At 72.6% G+C, this 15794-nt stretch carries 18 protein-coding genes and 1 pseudogene; 5 read left to right on the forward strand and 14 right to left on the reverse strand.

Translation table 11 applies throughout. The features are described from left to right. Positions 1 to 176: 176 nt before the first annotated feature. Positions 177 to 704 carry a GNAT family N-acetyltransferase gene (locus ACFV61_RS21115; RefSeq protein WP_380493245.1) on the forward strand — a complete coding sequence of 176 codons (528 nt, stop codon included), beginning with the start codon at positions 177 to 179 and terminating at the stop codon, positions 702 to 704. 38 nt (positions 705 to 742) lie between these two features. On the opposite strand, the gene ACFV61_RS21120 is transcribed toward ACFV61_RS21115, so the two are convergent. The 6 genes from ACFV61_RS21120 to stsA all read right to left on the reverse strand — a co-directional run bounded on the left by ACFV61_RS21120 (position 743) and on the right by stsA (position 5373). Further along, positions 743 to 1618: an ABC transporter permease gene (locus ACFV61_RS21120; protein ID WP_380493248.1), complete on the reverse strand. Its 876-nt coding sequence runs from the start codon at positions 1616 to 1618 to the stop codon at positions 743 to 745. Further along, entirely contained in the window at positions 1615 to 2550 is a 936-nt protein-coding gene (locus tag ACFV61_RS21125; protein WP_380493251.1) for an ATP-binding cassette domain-containing protein, read from the reverse strand. The genes ACFV61_RS21120 and ACFV61_RS21125 overlap by 4 nt, the downstream gene beginning before the upstream one ends. Further along, positions 2547 to 3428 carry a S24/S26 family peptidase gene (locus ACFV61_RS21130; protein ID WP_380493254.1) on the reverse strand — a complete coding sequence of 294 codons (882 nt, stop codon included), beginning with the start codon at positions 3426 to 3428 and terminating at the stop codon, positions 2547 to 2549. Before ACFV61_RS21130 ends, ACFV61_RS21125 begins: the two co-directional genes overlap by 4 nt. Continuing rightward, positions 3421 to 3714, reverse strand: coding sequence for a PqqD family protein (locus ACFV61_RS21135; protein WP_380493256.1), 294 nt, complete (start codon positions 3712 to 3714; stop codon positions 3421 to 3423). The genes ACFV61_RS21130 and ACFV61_RS21135 overlap by 8 nt, the downstream gene beginning before the upstream one ends. Continuing rightward, on the reverse strand, positions 3702 to 5147 hold the full coding sequence (stsB, locus tag ACFV61_RS21140; protein WP_380493259.1) for a StsB family radical SAM/SPASM domain sactipeptide maturase: 1446 nt from the start codon (positions 5145 to 5147) through the stop codon (positions 3702 to 3704). The genes ACFV61_RS21135 and stsB overlap by 13 nt, the downstream gene beginning before the upstream one ends. A 91-nt stretch (positions 5148 to 5238) precedes the next feature. After that, positions 5239 to 5373, reverse strand: a complete 135-nt coding sequence (gene stsA / locus ACFV61_RS21145) for a StsA family sactipeptide RiPP (protein ID WP_279634967.1) — start codon at positions 5371 to 5373, stop codon at positions 5239 to 5241. Positions 5374 to 5511: 138 nt separating this feature from the next. Between stsA and ACFV61_RS21150 the strand changes: the two are divergent. Then, positions 5512 to 6360 (forward strand): annotated as a pseudogene (locus ACFV61_RS21150) (helix-turn-helix transcriptional regulator); the annotation flags it as partial. A 66-nt stretch (positions 6361 to 6426) separates the two neighbouring features. On the opposite strand, the gene ACFV61_RS21155 reads toward ACFV61_RS21150, so the two are convergent. Genes ACFV61_RS21155 through ACFV61_RS21190 form a run of 8 tightly spaced genes read right to left on the reverse strand, consistent with a single transcriptional unit; the run spans position 6427 to position 12796 of the window. Further along, on the reverse strand, positions 6427 to 7239 hold the full coding sequence (locus ACFV61_RS21155; RefSeq protein WP_380493261.1) for a TIGR03619 family F420-dependent LLM class oxidoreductase: 813 nt from the start codon (positions 7237 to 7239) through the stop codon (positions 6427 to 6429). Further along, positions 7236 to 8594, reverse strand: a complete 1359-nt coding sequence (locus tag ACFV61_RS21160) for a class I adenylate-forming enzyme family protein (RefSeq protein ID WP_380493263.1) — start codon at positions 8592 to 8594, stop codon at positions 7236 to 7238. The genes ACFV61_RS21155 and ACFV61_RS21160 overlap by 4 nt, the downstream gene beginning before the upstream one ends. Next, positions 8591 to 9109: a polyketide synthase gene (locus ACFV61_RS21165; RefSeq protein WP_380493265.1), complete on the reverse strand. Its 519-nt coding sequence runs from the start codon at positions 9107 to 9109 to the stop codon at positions 8591 to 8593. The genes ACFV61_RS21160 and ACFV61_RS21165 overlap by 4 nt, the downstream gene beginning before the upstream one ends. After that, positions 9106 to 10203, reverse strand: coding sequence for a beta-ketoacyl synthase N-terminal-like domain-containing protein (locus ACFV61_RS21170; protein WP_380493267.1), 1098 nt, complete (start codon positions 10201 to 10203; stop codon positions 9106 to 9108). Before ACFV61_RS21170 ends, ACFV61_RS21165 begins: the two co-directional genes overlap by 4 nt. Positions 10204 to 10208: 5 nt before the next feature. Next, positions 10209 to 10592, reverse strand: coding sequence for a polyketide dehydratase (locus ACFV61_RS21175; protein WP_350876226.1), 384 nt, complete (start codon positions 10590 to 10592; stop codon positions 10209 to 10211). Positions 10593 to 10599: 7 nt separating this feature from the next. Beyond that, the gene (locus ACFV61_RS21180; RefSeq protein WP_380493269.1) at positions 10600 to 11148 is read right to left on the reverse strand and encodes an acyl-CoA thioesterase; all 549 of its coding nucleotides are present in this window, start codon (positions 11146 to 11148) and stop codon (positions 10600 to 10602) included. Then, on the reverse strand, positions 11145 to 12530 hold the full coding sequence (locus tag ACFV61_RS21185; RefSeq protein ID WP_380369222.1) for an aminotransferase class III-fold pyridoxal phosphate-dependent enzyme: 1386 nt from the start codon (positions 12528 to 12530) through the stop codon (positions 11145 to 11147). The genes ACFV61_RS21180 and ACFV61_RS21185 overlap by 4 nt, the downstream gene beginning before the upstream one ends. Further along, positions 12527 to 12796: an acyl carrier protein gene (locus ACFV61_RS21190; RefSeq protein ID WP_244293790.1), complete on the reverse strand. Its 270-nt coding sequence runs from the start codon at positions 12794 to 12796 to the stop codon at positions 12527 to 12529. The genes ACFV61_RS21185 and ACFV61_RS21190 overlap by 4 nt, the downstream gene beginning before the upstream one ends. Positions 12797 to 13462: 666 nt before the next feature. Between ACFV61_RS21190 and ACFV61_RS21195 the strand changes: the two genes are divergently transcribed. The 3 genes from ACFV61_RS21195 to ACFV61_RS21205 are packed head-to-tail and all read left to right on the forward strand — an operon-like array spanning position 13463 to position 15703. After that, complete coding sequence (locus ACFV61_RS21195) at positions 13463 to 13978, forward strand: nucleoside 2-deoxyribosyltransferase (protein WP_063351995.1); 516 nt, start codon at positions 13463 to 13465, stop codon at positions 13976 to 13978. 1 nt (position 13979) lies between these two features. Beyond that, positions 13980 to 14924: a dihydroorotate dehydrogenase gene (locus ACFV61_RS21200; RefSeq protein WP_380493273.1), complete on the forward strand. Its 945-nt coding sequence runs from the start codon at positions 13980 to 13982 to the stop codon at positions 14922 to 14924. Further along, positions 14921 to 15703, forward strand: a complete 783-nt coding sequence (locus tag ACFV61_RS21205) for a creatininase family protein (RefSeq protein ID WP_380493276.1) — start codon at positions 14921 to 14923, stop codon at positions 15701 to 15703. The genes ACFV61_RS21200 and ACFV61_RS21205 overlap by 4 nt, the downstream gene beginning before the upstream one ends. Positions 15704 to 15794: the final 91 nt, after the last annotated feature.

The raw sequence follows: 15794 nt of genomic DNA on the forward strand, positions 1-15794 counted from the left end.
GCAGGTCTGCTCCGCCGGCACGGTCTCCACGTCGGAGCCGGCGACTCCGTCTGCTTCGGCGGCTCCGCCCCGCTGCTGATGGACACGCACGTGGAAAAGCGGAACAGGGCGCCGTGGCGTGGGCGCGCTCGCATAGGCTGCCGTCTCATCCGACCCGCCGTGACAAGGACCAGCCCATGCGCAGCCGTACCGGTATCCGTCTGATCGAGACCGCCGACGCCGCCCCGATAGCCGCGCATCGGGTGCGGGACGTCGAGGCCTTCCGGCCGTGGGAACCGGCCCAGCCGGCCGAGTTCTTCACCCCGGAGGGCCAGGCGGAGCGGATCGACGGGCTGTTGGCCGGCTACCGGGCCGGCACGGTCTGGCCGGGCGTCGTGCTCGCCGACGACCAGGTGATCGGGCAGATCACCGTCGCGGGCATCCTGCCGCAGCCGCACCTGCGCCGCGGCTCCGTCGGATACTGGATCGCCAGTGTCGCCCAGAATCAGGGGCACGCCGGGCGTGCCGTCGAACTCGCGCTCCGGGTGATGACGGACGAACTCGGGCTGCACCGCGCCGAGGCGTCCACCAGCCTGGAGAACGTGGCGTCGCACCGGGTGCTGCGCCGCCACGGGTTCAGCCCGTACGGTGTCGCGCACTCCTCGATCCTTCTCGACGGGAGCTGGCGGGACGGGCTGCTGTGGGAACGGATCCTCGGCGACTGAGCGCACCTCCCCTCCGGCAACGGCCGCCGGACGATCCGTCACAGCTTCGCGGCGCGCACCAGCAGCGAGCGGGCGGTCAGCGCACTGGTGACGGCGGCGATGCCGGCCAGGAGCAGCATCTGCGGCCAGGCCGCGTCGAAGCCCAGCAGGGCGGAGTCCCGTAGGCAGCGGACCACGTAGGTGACCGGATCCGCCCAGGACAGCAGGCGCAGCACCGGGGCCATCTGCTCCACCGGGTAGAAGGACGGGGCGGCGAACAGCAGGACCGGGGCCAGGACGTTGACCGTCACCGTGAAGCGCTGGAAGTCGGTGAACAGCGTGGCCAGCAGCAGGTAGAGGCCGTTGCAGGCGAAGGACGCCAGCACCGTCGAGGCGATCAGGGCGGCCCAGTGCCCGACCGGCCAGCGGAAGTCGAACACGGCGAGCGCGATGGCGAGTGCCACCAGGGTCTGCGCCAGGACGAGCCCCGCGCCGGCCGCCAGCTTGCCCAGGACGTAGCTGCTGCGCCGTAGCGGGTACGACCAGAGTTCTAGCTCCATCTGGCCGAGCCGCTCCTGGAACAGCGAGGTGCCCGCCGCGGTCGCCGCCGCCAGCATGGAGGAGAGCATCAGCGCGGGCACGGTGAACTCGGCGTAGCCGACGGCGCGTCCGTGGTACCGGACGTCGCCCACCAGGTGGGAGAGCGAGGTGGCGAACAGCAGCAGGTAGACCGCGCTCGGGGTGATCGCCAGCAGGAGGTTGGTCCGGTTGCGGGTGAGCAGGCAGTACTCGCGGTACAGGGTGGCGACGGCGTCCTGCCGCCACCGCCCGCGCGGGGCGGTGGGCGGGGCGGGCGCGGTACCGGCGGTGTCAGCGGAGGCAGAGGAGTCGGCGGAGTCAGCAGTGCCGGCGGAGTCGGCGGTCGCAGTGGTCACGGTTGGCTCTCCACGAGGTCGATGAACGCGTCCTCCAGCGACGGCGGGAGGTACTCCACGGACGCCGCGTCCGGGCCGTCGGAGCGCAGGCGGGTGAGAAGGGCGGGCAGCCGGGTGCGCACGTCGCGCCCGGACAGCTGCACCAGTCCGTCCGTGACGACGGCCTGCAACCCGGCCGAGCGGGCCAGGTCGGCGAACGGCTCGGGCTGCGCAGGGTCGGCCGTCCGGACGCGTACGACCTGCGGGCCGAAGCGCTCGGCGAGCTCGCGCGGGGTGCCGTCCTGGAGCAGCCGGCCCCGGTTGACGATCAGCACCCGGCCGCAGTTGCGTTCCAGTTCCTCGACGTAGTGGCTGGTCCACAGCATGGTGGTGCCGTACCGGTGGCGCAGGTCCCGCAGCAGCTCCCACATCCTCCGGCGGCCGCTGACGTCCATGCCGGCGGAGGGCTCGTCGAGCAGCAGCAGCCGGGGGCGGCCGAGCAGCGCCCGGACGATCTGGAGGCGGCGCCGCTCGCCGCCGGAGAGGGTGAACACCAGCTGGCCGGTGGCCGAGCCGAGGCCGAGCGTGTCCAACAACTCGTCGACCGTCGGGCGGACTTCGTGCCAGCGCAGGCCCTTGAAGGCGGCGGCGATGCGCAGGTTGTCCAGGAGGGACAGCATCATGTCGAAGGGCGCCGACTGGTGGACGACGCCGAGCTGGTGCTTCACCTCGCTGCCGGCCGTCGGCTCCTCGTCGAACACGGTGACCCGGCCCGTGGTGGGCGCGGTGACGCCGCAGATCAGCTTGGTGAGCGTGGTCTTCCCCGCACCGTTCGGCCCGAGCAGTCCGACGACGGCGCCGTCGCCGAGGTCGAAGGAGATGCCGTCGACGGCGTTGCGGGTCATGCCGGTGTAGCGCTTGACCAGGTTCTCCACGTGCAGCGGGGTCGTCATCCGAGCCACCCCGCGAGGTCCGGCCGGCCCGGGGCCTGGTCCGGCCGGACGGGAAGAACGCCCCGGACGGGAAGAACGCTCCGGGCGGGGACAGCACCCCGGGCGGCTTCGACGCGTGCGCGGACGAACTCGACGGTGTCGGCCAGTCGCGGCGGTTCCAACAGAGTGCCGTGGCCGACGTGGAAGTCCGCCGTCCCGGGCCGCAGCGGTGACCGTCCGCCGCAGCCGTCCGAGGACCGCGTCGCCCGATCGTCCGAGGGCCCGGTCGTCGGGCCGTTCGGGGCGAGACCGGCGGCCCGGCCGATCAGGATGTCGACGTCGCGCCGGCCGGCGGCGGCGAGCAGTTCGTCGAGGGCGGTCCCCGGGAGCGCGCCGTACGGGGAGACGCTGACCACAGGTCGGGCGTCGCCTCTCGACAGGCCGGGCGTGTCGCCGCGGCGCATCGCCGGGTGCCACCACGCGTAGGCCGGGGCCGGGCCGGGGAGCCAGATCCGGGTCCGGCCCGCCCCCCGGTCGGGGTAGGCGGCGAGCCTGGCCAGGTCCAGGGCCGCGAGCGTGACCGCTCGGCGGTACGCGGGCACGACCCCGAGGTACTCCCCGGGCCCGACCACCGGGTCGACCAGCGGGAGGTTGTCCCCCCGGGTGAGCAGCCGGCTGCCCGCCCGGTCGACCACGCGGTGCACGATCACCTTCCGGTCGAGCAGGACGACCGCCACGTCCCCCGGTTCCACCTCGTCGAAGGGCCGGGCCAGGACCGTGATCACGGTCCCGGGCTCGATCGTGGGCAGCATGCTTCGCCCGGTGGTCTTCAGCCGTGCCCTCCCCACGGCGGCCAGGGCGCTGCGCAGCAGTCGGATCTGCGACGGTTCCTCAGACACGGGCGTCACCCTGGTCCGCCGCCACCAGCAGGTCCTGTGCCAGCAGCCGTGCCACGAACTCCTGGACGTCCTTGGCGATCAGTGCCCGCTGCGCGGGGCTCTCGGCGCCGTGGCGCCGGGCGAGTTCGGCGACCACGTCCGGGACGGAGCGGTTCTCGGCCAGTTCCAGCCAGATCTCGGCGGCGGTGTGGTTGAGGGTGCGGAACTCCCCGCTGCGGGCGGAGTAGATCCGCACCTCGTTCAGGGAGGGGGTCCAGACCACTTCGGAGTCGATCAGGTAGTGCATCGGCGGTCCTCTCGGTCGGCGAGCGGCAGCAGGCGGCGTTCCGGGGCCTTCCAGTCCTCGTACACCGGGTGGAGGGAGTCGTCCCGGACGAGCAACGGGCGGAACAGCTCGTCCCGTCCGGCCTTGAGCCGGGCCCCCGGGACGCCGTTCGCGCTCCACAGGCTGGCGATCATCGACTGGCGCAGGATGCGGCAGAGGTGGCGGCCGTTGCGGTGCACGTCGCCGGTCTCGGCCAGGTGGTAGGCCCGGCAGCCGCCGCCGCAGGCACCGCGGATGTAGCAGCGGCGGCAGTCCTGGAGGTTCTCCCCGGTGAAGACGTTGTTGGTCCGCAGGTCGGCGAGGACCGGGGCGGCGAAGATCTCCGCCAGCGGCTGCCGGCGGACGTTGCCCGCGATGTGGACCTGCTCGGTGACGAGCTTGCAGGGGTAGACCGTGCCGAGCGAGTTGACGTAGACCTCGTTGCCGCCCATGCCGCAGTTGCCCTTCACCGAACAGGGTTTGCTCGCCTTCGGGCCCTCCGGTAAAAGCTTGCCGGCCAGCGGGTGGGTCCAGCAGAAGTCCAGCACCTTCTGGTAGTCCGCCCAGCCGTAGTCGAAGCCGTCGGTCGCACCGCGGCCCAGGTCGGTGTGGTTCATCATCCGGACCCGGGAGATGTCGAGGTCGGCGACGAACTCGGCCAGCCGGTCGAGGACGTCGACGTTCTCGGGGGTCACCACGTGGTTGATGACCGGGGTGACGCCCGCCTGGTTCAGCAGGCGCAGGCCCTGGGCCGTCCGGGCGAAGGTGCCCTTGCCGCGGGTCCGTTCGTGCGTCTCGACGGTGCCGCCGTCCAGGCTGACCGTGACCTGGTTGAAGATCTCGGCCATCCGCTGCGCGGTTTCGAGCCGCCGGATGGTGGTGCCGTTGGTGATGATGTTGGCGGCGAGCCCGCGTTCCCGGGCGTGCCCGGCGACGGTGAACAGGTCCTTGCGGAGCATGGGTTCGCCGCCGGTGAAGACGATGACCCGGGCCCCCAGGTCGGCGGCCTGGTCGACGAGGTCGAGCGACTCGGCGGTGTTGAGCTCGCCGGGCAGGGCCTTCTCCGACGAGGCGTAGCAGTAGGGGCAGCGCAGGTTGCAGCCGTCCGTGATCGCGTAGTAGACCATCGACAACTGCGGTTCCGGGGCCCGGACCACGGGGCGCCGGCCGGGCAGGTAGACCAGCCAGTTCAGGACCGCCTTCGCCAGCGCCCGCTCGACGGTGCCCGCGTCCGTGGGCAGCGTGCCCCTCGGGCGGCCCGGGGCGGCGAGGGCGCGGAGCACGTCGGCTTCCGGGGCGGTCATCAGGCACCAGGCCGCCAGCTCCGGATTGGTGACCAGGCGGTCCCCGCCGTTCGTGAAGTAGACCAGGTCGTCGGGAACCACCAGGTCGTCCCAGAGTTCGAGCAGTTTCATTCTCCACCTCGGCCGTCAGGGGTGGGTGCCCGGCCCGGAGGCCGGGCACCGACCGGCTACGTGATGAGCGGTGCCGATCTCGGCAGGGCCGTCACTCGGCCGCGGGGTCCTCGATCCCGTGGCCGCTGCCGGCGCCGGAGAAGGCGCCGCAGCTGCAGGAACAGCTCATGCCGGCCTCGAACTCGTCGGACCTCATCTCCGGCTTGACCCAGGCGCTCTCAGTCATGGTTCGTGATCCCTTCCGTTGACGGGACCCGCCCTGGCGGTGCGGGTGGAATGAGCATGACGCTCAGTCAGCGCGCCTGGGGAGGGCAAGACTTGCCCTGGGTCCGGCCGTTGCCGTGTGCGGGAAGCGTGAAGGAACATGGCCGGTTGGTGTCTGTGCGACGGCACGGGGATCGCGCACGATGCATGCGTGGACACCAAGGCCGCGATACGCGAGTTCCTCGTCTCCCGTCGCACGCGACTGCGCCCCCAGGACGTCGGCGTACCCCCCTGGCAAGGCGTCCGCCGGGTCGAGGGCCTGCGCCGGGAGGAGGTCGCCGCGCTGGCGAACGTCAGCGTCGACCAGTACGTCCGCCTGGAGCGCGGCCAGGCCTCCCGGGTCTCGGACGCCGTCATCGACGCGGTCGCCGTCGCGCTGCGCCTGACCGCCAACGAGCACCGCTACCTGCGCACGCTCGCCCGCCCGGCCACGCCGCCCCGGCAGGCGGCCGGTCGCCGGGGCCCGGTGCGCCCCAGCGTCCAGCTCTTCCTCGACTCGATGCGCCGCACCCCCGCCTACCTGGTCGGCCACTGCGGCGCCATCCTCGCCTGGAACCACCTCGCCGCCCACGCCTTCCTCGACTTCGCCGACGTCCCCGAAGCCCGGCGCACGCTCGGCCGGCTCGTCTTCACCGACCCCAGGGCGCGCGACATCTACGTGGACTGGCCGACCAAGGCCCGCGAGACGGTCGCCTATCTGCGCACCGAGGCCGCCGCGCGCCCGCACGACCCGGAGTTCGCCCGGCAGATCGCCCGACTCCGCCAGGAGAGCCCCGAGTTCGCGGACCTGTGGGATCGGCACTCGATCATGGAACTCACCCACGACATCACGCGCCTGCGCACCCGCGCCGGAACGGTCGAGCTGTCCTGGGACGCCTTCCAGATGGCCGACGACGCCCACGAGTTCATCGTCGTCTACACCCCGACCACCCCCGCCGCGGCAGACACCCTCGCCCGCCTGGAGGCCGAGCCGGTCGGCGGCCGCGACGACTCGGCAGGTCCGCGAGCCGGCGTGCTACCCGGTCAGCGCCGCGTGCAGTGGGGCCAGCAGGGAGAGGTCGTCGGTGGTGACGGTGAGGTGGGTGGCGCCGGCGGACCGCCAGGCGTCGGCGAGGGAGCGCCAGGTGTCCGGCCGGCCGGGGGCGGGGCGCAGGCGGGCCTCGATGCCGAAGGCGCTCCAGTCGCGGCCGGCTTCGGTCACCGCCGTCCGCAGTTCGGCGATGAGTGCGGCACCGCGGTCGACCCGGTTGGCGAGCAGGCCGGACATGGTGAAGCCGTCGGCGAGGGTGGCGATCCGGCGCAGTGAGCCGGGTCGTCCTCCGGTGCGCAGGGTGCCGCCGCCCATCCAGAGGGGTACGGGACGCGGCCGGGGGGTGAGGGTGACGCCGGAGAACGCGACGTGCTCGCCGGCGAAGTCCGCGTCCGGCCGCGTCCACAGCAGGCGCAGCGCATGGACCTGTTCCTCGAACAGTGCCGCACGGGTGCCCGGGGCGACGCCGAGGGCGGCGGACTCGGCGGGGTCGGATCCGATGGCGACGCCCAGCCGCAGTCGGTCGCCGCTGAGATGGGCCAGTTGCGCGGTCTGCTTGGCGGCGAGCACCACCGGGCGGTGCGGCAGGATCGTCATCGCGGTTGCCAGCTCGATCCGGGTGGTGACGGCTGCCAGGAACGCCACCAGCGTCAGGCTCTCGTAGGCGGGAACGCCGGACACCAGGTGTTCGGGGACGGACAGGTGGTCGTACCCGAGGCTCTCCGCGGTCACCGCGAACGCGCGGAGTCCGGCGGGTGAGAGGGCCGTCGGGACGGTCCAGCCGAGGCGGAGGGTCATTTGCGGAAGGCCTCCGGGTCGACAGTGGAGACGAACACCGCGCGCGGGCGTTCGGCGGGCAGCAACTGGGAGTTGAGGAGGTGGCGCAGTGCTTTCTCCCCGCCGGGGAGGGCACCGGTGACGGACAGGTGGACGTGGAGGACTTGCGTGCCGTCCTCGTTCACCACCTCGGGCACGCAGTGCACGACCCCCGGGATGGCGTGCGCGGCCTGTCGGACGGTGTTCAGTGAGACCTTCTCGCCGCGCAGGACCACGAAGTCCGACAGGCGCCCGTGGAAGGTCAGATAGCCGTCGTCGATCGAGAAGGCGTCCCCGGTGGCGATGGTCCGCGGCCCCAGCAGGACTCTGCCGCTGTGCTGCCCGACCCGTCGCAGCAGCACGGTGCCGGATTCGACCAGCAGTTCACCCACGTCGTCCTGCACCCCGCGCAGTGACGCGCGCACTCCCGGCAGCGGGCGGCCGACGGAGCCGTACCGGTGCGCGGGCTCGGCGTGCGCGGCCAGGGTCGACACGCGCGGTCCGGCCTCGGTGAGCCCGTAGGTCAGGTACAGCTCCGCGGAGGGCCGCGCGGCCAGCAGGCGGGCCACCTCCGCGGGTGCGAGCCGGTCCCCGCCGACCGCCAGTGCCCGCAGGCCGCGTGGCACGAGCCGGGGGTCGGCCAGCAGTTGGCGGGCGATCGTCGGGGTCACCGCCGAGTGGGTGACCCCGCGCGCGGTGACCGCGTCGCGGTAGGCGGCCGGCGAGAACGGCGGCCCGTCGAGCACCAGTCGCGCCTTGGTCACGTACGCGGCGAACGCCTGTGCCACGAGGGCGTAGGAGTAGTACAGCGGCAGGTTCACCAGCAGGGTGTCGGCCGGGGTGATGCCCGTGGCCCCGGCGTGCAGGCGGGCGTTGTGCAGGAGCGAGGCCACCCGGTGCACGCACGCGCTGAACATCCCGGAGGTGCCGGAGGTGGACAGCAGGATCTCGCCCGGCCGGTACGGGGTGGTGGGGTGCCCGGTCGGTACGGCGAACGCGCCGCCCACCGGCGGTTGCGGCCCCGCGCCGGCCAGCCGGGTGGTCACCACGACGCCGGCCCCGACGTGCCCGGCCAGCGCGCGCACCCGCTGCCACGGCGTGCTCGGCGGCACGGCCAGCGGCACCAGGCCCAGCAGCAGCGACGAGAGCAGCACGCGCAGCAGTTCGACTCCGTTGGTGAGGCAGAGCACGACCGCGTCGCCCGGTGCCAGGCCCAGCCCGGCCAGGTCCGCCAGCACGTCGTCCACCCCGGCCGGGGCGCCGCCGCCCGTACTGGCCGGGGTTGCCTCGACCCGGGTCAGGAAGTCGGCCACCTCGGACCGGGTGAGGCCGTTCACCGGTCTTCCCGGGCGCTGGTCAGGACCAGGCAGCGACACAACTGCCCTTCTCCCCCGGCGGGTTGCAGGCCGACCAGGAGCACGTGCCGGGCGTGGCCGTCCGCGAGCCAGCCGCCGATCACCGTGAACGCGACGGGGGTGACTCGGTCGGGGTGCGCCGCCAGCAGCAGGGACGGACCGCGCAACTCGTGGCGCAGGGCGGGCAGCCCGGCCAGCACGCCCGGGTTCGCTCCGGCGAAGCGCAGCGGCGACACCCGGGACTTCGGCACCGAGTCGGCGATGCGGCGCATCGTCCGTTCGCTCCCGGTCGCGCTCATGACCAGGATCCCGGTGTCGGCGGCGTCGTCGAGCACGGGTTCGGCGCAGTCCGCCAGTGCCCGGTCCACGGTCTCGGCGACCAGCCAGGCCGCCGGGTCGGCGTAGAAGGACGGTTTGTTCACCGCGTACTCGTCCGGGTCGTCGGCGACCACCGTCGCCGAACCCAGAACCCGGGTGCCCGTCGGCACGTGTGTCACGCCCTCACCCCTTCGAACAGCAGGCACGTGTTGAACCCGCCGAACCCCAGTGTCAGGCTCAGTCCGGCGCCGGGGCCGACGGGTTGCGCCGATCCCGCGGCCAACCGCAGCGGGGCCGCCGGATCGCGCAGCCCGAGGACCGGGGGGACTCGTCGGTGGCGCAGTGCCAGGACCGTCGCCACGGCCTCGATGGCCCCGGTCGCGCCCAGGCTGTGGCCGAACGCCCCCTTGGTGGCGAACACCAACGGGCCGTCGGCTCCGAACAGTTCCAGCAGGCTGCGCGCCTCGACCTCGTCGTTGAGCGGTGTGCCGGTCCCGTGGGCGTTGACCACCGCGATGTCCGCGGGTGCCAGGCCCGCGGAGGCCAGGCAGCGTTCGACGGCGCGCAGCACGGCGCGCCCGGACGGGTCCGGTGCGGTGAGCCCGGCGGCGTCGTTGGCCGCGCCGGCCCCGCGCAGCCGGGCGTACACCCGGGCGCCGCGCTCCCGGGCGGAGTCGGGGTGTTCGACCACCACGAAGGCCGCGCCCTCGCCGAGCAGCATCCCGTCGCGCGACCGGTCGAAGGCCCGCAGTCCGGTGGGGCTCATCGTGCCCAGCGCGGAGTGCCCGAGCCGCTTGGCCTCGGTGACCACGTCGACCCCGCCCGCCACGCAGACCCGCCGCTCGCCCGAGCGCACCAGGGCGTGCGCGACGGCGATCGCGTCCGATCCGGCGGAACAGGCGGTCATGACGCAGACCGGGGTGCCCGGGTGCCCGGTGCCCGCCGCCGCGTCGTCGGCCCAGGCGTGCAGCGTCGGCTCCGCCTCGTCCAGGCAGGCGCCGAAGCTGGTGCCCAGGACCAGGCCGACCTCGGGGTCGGTGGTGGACAGACCGGCGTCCGCGAACGCGGCGGACAGCGTCCGCCCGGCGAGCGCGCGCTGGCGCTCGCCCGCCCCGGTCCCGTACGGCACCGACGCGATGACGGCGGCGGCGGTGTTGCGCAAGGGGTGCGGCGAGTGGACGGGCGCCAGCGCCGAGTCGCCCGCGCACAGCCGTTCCCACACCGCCTCCTGGTCCCGGCCCAGCGGGGTGTCCCAGGCCAGTCCGGTGATCACCGGGGTCACCACGGCCGGGCCGCCGCGGGGTCGACCTTCGTCCGGCTCATCGCGCCGCGGAACCCGGCGACGGAGCGGCCCTCCACGGTCACCACGGCGGAGAAGGCGAAGGTGGGGCCGGACAGCCGGTCCGCGCGGACGTCGAGCACGACCTGGTCGCCGGGCACGACCGGGGCGAGGAACCGGGACTTGACCGTGCCGACCAGGGTGACCTCGTCGTCGGCGAGCGGATCGCTGCTCAACTGGTAGAGCAGGACGCCGGACTGGGCGAAGGCCTGCATGGTGTGGCTGCCGGGCAGGATCAGCCCCGGGGTCAGGCCGCGCTCGGGCAGGTGCCCGGACAGCGCGCCCATCTCCGCCGAGACGGCGAACATGCTGCGCAGGAACACGCCGGGCTCATGGTCCAGAACCCGGTCGATGAACAGGCGGGGGTGGCGTCCGCGCACCAGGGCGGCGATGGCCGAGGTGCCCAGCGGACGTGCCTCGCGGACCGTGACGGGAGGGGGTGCCGTTTCGTTCGGGTGTCGCATCCGGGACGATTCCTCTCAGGGCCTGTCGCAGCGGTGCCGGTAGGGGCACCACGCGCCGGGTGTCGGGGGCGACGGCGGCGAAGACGAGGTCGCCGGCCACCAGCGGGGTGCGGGTGCCGTCCTGCTCCTCCCGCAGCAGACGTACCGCGAGGGCGAACCAGGCCGCGCCGACGTGGTCGACCCGGGTGTCCCCGATGATCACGTCGCGGTACACGGCGCTGTTGAGGTAGGTCACCCGCAGGTCGGCGACCACCAGGTCGACGTCGGCCGCGCCGAAGGCGGTCAGACCCGCGCCGTGCGCTTCGAGGTGTTCGGTGCCCGCGGTCTCCATCAGCGAGGTGTAGCGGGAGAAGTGCACGATCCCGGTCGCGTCGGTGTCGACGTGCTCGACCCGGGTGCGGAACCCCCCGCTCACCACAGGGCCCGGGCGCCTGCCGCCACCCGGTCCACGATCTCGTCGGCCTGCGTCCCGGTGGTGATCAGCGGCAGCACGATCCGCAGGGTGGGGTGGATGTAGCGCCGGCCGCCGGAGCGTCTGCCCGCGCCCGCCATGAACTCCGCGTACACGCCCGCTTCGATCAACTCCCGGCGCAGCGCGCCGATCCGGTCCGCGGCCGCGGCGGTCAGTTCCACGCCGAGCATGACCCCGCTCCCGCGGACCTCGGTGAACACGTCCGGGTGGCGGCCCACCAGGGCGTCGTCGAGATGCTTGGCCAGGTCCACGCCGACGTCGGCCGAGCGTCGCAGCAGCCCTTCGGTCTCGATGTGCTCGATGCCGTCGCGGATCACCGCGCAGTTCGGTGGCCGCAGGTCGGAGGTGGTCACGGCGCCGGAGGAGCGGACGGCCAGCTCCTTGCGGGCGATCACCATCGAGGTGGACACCGTGCCCATGCCCAGGAACTTGCCGATGACGGTGATGTCGGTGGGCACCGGCCCGTCCGCGTCGCGCATGGCGAACCAGCTGCCGGTCTTGGCGAACGTCAGCACCTCGTCGGCCACCAGCAGCACGCCGTCGGCCGCGCACCGCCGCGCGAGTTCGCGCAGGTATCCGGGCGGAGGCGCGAGGATGCCCGCGTCGCCCTGGATCGGTTCGACCACGACGGCCAGCAGCCGGTCGGCGGACTCGGCGAAGTACTCCGTCAGGGCGTCGAGGTCGCCGAACGGAATGTGGTGGACCCGGACTCCGTACGGGCCGGCGGTGTCCGCGCCGGGCAGCCCGGCCCGGTAGTACCTGCGGTTGAGCAGCTGCACCAGCCCACTGGTCCAGCCGTGCCAGGCGCCGTGGAAGGCCAGGATGGTGTCGCGCTGCTCCTTGCCCGGGCGGTGGCACAGCCGCCGGCCGTCGAAGCGGGACTCCAGCACCAGCCGCAGCGCCAACTCGTTGCCCTCCGAGCCGGAGTTGCGTCCGCTGACGTGGTACCGCCCCGCGGGGAAGTGGTCGGTCCACAGCCCGCCGGGGCCGAAGAGCCGGTCGAGGAGCTCCGCCCGTTCCAGCGAGCCCAGTTCGTCGGTGACGTTGCCGACTCCGGTGCTGCGCGCGAGCGCCGCTCGTACGACGGGGTGGTCGCCGCCCAGGGTGGCGCTGGCGTAGCCGCCGCTGGCGTCCAGCAACCGCAGCCGCCTGCCCCGGCGTTCCGGGCTCAGGTCGACCACGTCGAGGTGCAGGCCGCTGCCGCCCACGCAGGCGAACGGGAGCCGGGCCGACCCGTAGTGGTTGAGGTGCAGGTCCGTGCCGCGCAACAGCACACCGGTCCGGTCCCCGGCGTGGTCGTCACCGGCGACCGGGGCCGTGCTCACGCGGTGGCCGGGGGGCGGTCGGCCCCCGACAGCCGCTCGACCAGTGCCAGCACATCGCCGAGGGTGGACAACTCCCCCGCCGCGATGGCCTCGTCGGGGATGCTGATGTCGAACGCCTCTTCACACTGCACGCGCAGTTCCACGAAACCGAGCGAGTCCATGCCGTAATTCTCGCGCAGCCTGTCGTCGAGTCGCATCCGGTCGATCGGCACCTCCACCAGCACCTCGGAGTGCAGAATTCGCTTGATGGTCTGCAAAGGATTCACCAGAACTTCCCCTCTGGGTGGGTTCATTCGAACAGGCGGCGACCGGGTGTCCGGCGTGCGGAAAGGCGAGTGAGATCGCGGAAACGGTCGGGCCGAAAGCGGGCCGACGCCGATCGAAATACAAGGCGGCGCCGGCCATTCACGCTTTATCGAAGCTAGCCGAGGCCTTATCACCTGTCAATGGTCGACGATTTACCCGCCACGCACCTTCGAACACCGGATTCGACAATTCTTTTGCACATTAGTTCGACGGCGATTCGGCCATTTCCGAGCACACGGTCCGTACACCCGCGAAAACCGGCCCGCAACGCGCCTCCCGAGCGGGCCGCGATCGACAGCCGAGCGGCAGCTATGCACCTTTTGTGCAATTTGAGACGCATCTCCGTCTGGCGCATATACTTCTTGTCCTGGTGAATCATCCCGAACTAGCCTGAGGTCGTCCCTTTGTCCGGATGGACACAGAGCGCGGGAACGGGAACGCCATCGGGCTCCCCGGTGGCAGCGTCAGGCCTCACCCCCGGCTTCCTCCCCGTTCACTGCGAGCGCACCATCCGATGGCGCTGACCACTTCTGTCGATAGCGCTGACCATTTCTGCTTCCTGCCGACCGAAGTCCGCCTCCTTGCGCGGCTGTCGGCAGACTCCTTCGAAGGAGCTTCGAAACGCCATGAAAGTCACCCCCGACGCCCTGCGCGGCGTCACCGTGTTCGTCGGCGGCCCGATCCAGCACGCCTTGGTGCCCGGCGGGATGGCGGCGCCGATCCACGATTTCCTGAGACTGACCATCGACCAGTCGCGGCAGGCCGGCGCCACCGTGCTGTCCGCACACGTGGCCGAACGATTCGGTGCCGACACCGCTTCGTTCACCCCCGAAGAGGTGTCCGTGCGCGACTACGCATGGATGCGCGAATGCGATGTGTTCGTGCCGGTCCTGCCGGTGCTCGACGGCACCCTGCTGCGCACGGACGGCACGCACATCGAACTTGGCTGGGCCAGCGCGCTGGGCCGCCCCATCGTGGGCATCACCGACCAGCCCTTCTCCGAGTCGGCCAGCCACCTGCTCAAGGGACTCGCCCAGGTCGCCGCCGCAACGTTCCTGTCCGCCAAGGAGATCGCCAAGGACCCGGCACTGCTGGTCGACGGCGTGCTCGCGGCGCTGGGCCGGACCAGGGCGGCGGCCTGACATGGCGGCCCCGACCCACCTGCTGGGTATGCACCTGGCCAATCCGGTCGTGGTCGGCTCCGGCCTGCTCACCGACCAGGAGCGCAACATCCGCAGGCTGCTGGACGCCGGCGCGGGCGCGGTGGTCACCAAGACCATCCACCCCAACCCGCCGATCGGCCTGGACGAGCGCCTCGTCAGGCTGCCCACCGGAATGATCAACAGCACCACCTACTCCAAACGGTCCGTCGAGCACTGGGTGCGCATCCTGCGCGACCTGACCAGGGACGGGCTGCCGGTCATCGCGTCGCTGCACGCCGACAGCCCGGCGGAACTCGCCGAGTTGGCGGCCCGCGTGGAGGCGACGGGCTGCCGGGCACTGGAACTGGGCATCTCCTGCCTCAACGAGGAGGACGGCCTCGACGACACCCCCGAGCGAGTGCACGCCTACACCGCGGCCACCCGCGCTGCGACGCGGGTGCCGTTCTCGGTCAAGCTGGCCAGCGGGGAGGGCCTGCACGCCCGGGCGTTCGCCGCCGCCCGAGCCGGCGCCGACGCGGTGACCATCAGCGACACCCTGCCCGCCGCCGCCGTGCACCCGGAGACCGGTGACCTCCAACTCGGCGGCGTGTTCGGCTACTCCGGACCGGGCATCAAGCCGCTCGTGCTGGCCTCCCTGTGGAAGCTGCGCCGAGCCGGGTTCACCCTTCCCGTGCTGGCCTCCGGCGGCGTGCAGTCGGGCCGGGACGTGCACGACTACCTGGCGGTCGGCGCGGTGGCGGCCCAGGTGTACACCGCGCTGCACACCGACATGTACCCCACGCTCACCCGGATCGTGGCCGAGACCACCGGAACGGACAACACCGGGACGGGGAACGCCAACGCCGGGATTACCAACGCCGGGAACACCGGCCGGGGCCTCGAACCCGTCACCGGCGCGGACCGATCCGGCCGGGTGCGGCCATGACCCCCCGCAGCGCCGGGCCGCAGCTCTGCGACCTGAGCAGCGCCGACGTCCTGGCGGCCACCACCGGGCGGACCGTGGTGTGGCCGGTGGGAGCCACCGAACAGCACGGTCCGCACCTGCCGCTGTCCGTGGACACCGTGCTCGCCGAAGCGTTCGCCCGGCAGATCGCCTACGAGCTGAACGCCCTGACCCTGCCGGCGCAGTCCATCGCGGCGCGGTCGCTTCCGCAGAGCGGCGGCGGCCTGGCCTTCCCCGGCACCGTCTACGTGCGCGGTCGGTCCCTGCTGGCCTTCCTGGAGGACGCGCTGGAGTCGCTGTGCGCCCTGCCGTGGAGCCGACTGCTGGTCGTCAACGGCCACTTCGAGAACGAGCCGTTCCTCTTCGAGGCCCTCGACGAGGTGGGCCGACGGCCGGCGGCCGCGGGCAAGGAGTTCATCGCGCTGAGCTGGTGGAGCCTGGTCGACACGGACTGGCTGGCCGGGCGGGTGCCGCTCTTTCCGGGGTGGCACGCCGAGCACGCGGGGATCACCGAGACCAGCCTGATGCTCTACCTCCGCCCGGAGCTGGTCTCGCCCGCACGGCCCGACCACGCCGACCCACCCCGCCCGGGGATCTACCTGCACCCCGCCGACGTGAGCCGCACGACCAACCAGGGTGTCCTGTCGAGTACTTCGGGCTCCACCGCCGCCCTGGGCAAGGAGCTCTTCTGGCACGTGGTCTCGGCCGCGGTCGACCTGGTGTCAAAGAACAACGGACTGCTGCACGAGGAGAAGACTTGACTTCCTCCCCCGGCTGAAGCCGGGGGATTCCCCTCAGCCTCGCGGCTGAGCCGCTGCGCGTGAGCGCTGCGGTCGGGATGTTTCCTGCTTC

It is taken from the genome of Kitasatospora sp. NPDC059817, assembly GCF_042731835.1.
In the GTDB taxonomy this organism is placed as follows: domain Bacteria; phylum Actinomycetota; class Actinomycetes; order Streptomycetales; family Streptomycetaceae; genus Kitasatospora.

Coding starts and splice junctions, on each gene's coding strand:
- ACFV61_RS21125 (WP_380493251.1), bottom strand. CDS start 2,550: ATGACGACCCCGCTGCACGTGGAGAACCTGGTCAAGCGCTACACCGGC.
- ACFV61_RS21200 (WP_380493273.1), top strand. CDS start 13,980: ATGGCGGCCCCGACCCACCTGCTGGGTATGCACCTGGCCAATCCGGTC.
- ACFV61_RS21155 (WP_380493261.1), bottom strand. CDS start 7,239: ATGACCCTCCGCCTCGGCTGGACCGTCCCGACGGCCCTCTCACCCGCC.
- ACFV61_RS21135 (WP_380493256.1), bottom strand. CDS start 3,714: ATGCACTACCTGATCGACTCCGAAGTGGTCTGGACCCCCTCCCTGAAC.
- ACFV61_RS21195 (WP_063351995.1), top strand. CDS start 13,463: ATGAAAGTCACCCCCGACGCCCTGCGCGGCGTCACCGTGTTCGTCGGC.
- ACFV61_RS21205 (WP_380493276.1), top strand. CDS start 14,921: ATGACCCCCCGCAGCGCCGGGCCGCAGCTCTGCGACCTGAGCAGCGCC.
- stsB (WP_380493259.1), bottom strand. CDS start 5,147: ATGAAACTGCTCGAACTCTGGGACGACCTGGTGGTTCCCGACGACCTG.
- ACFV61_RS21115 (WP_380493245.1), top strand. CDS start 177: ATGCGCAGCCGTACCGGTATCCGTCTGATCGAGACCGCCGACGCCGCC.
- stsA (WP_279634967.1), bottom strand. CDS start 5,373: ATGACTGAGAGCGCCTGGGTCAAGCCGGAGATGAGGTCCGACGAGTTC.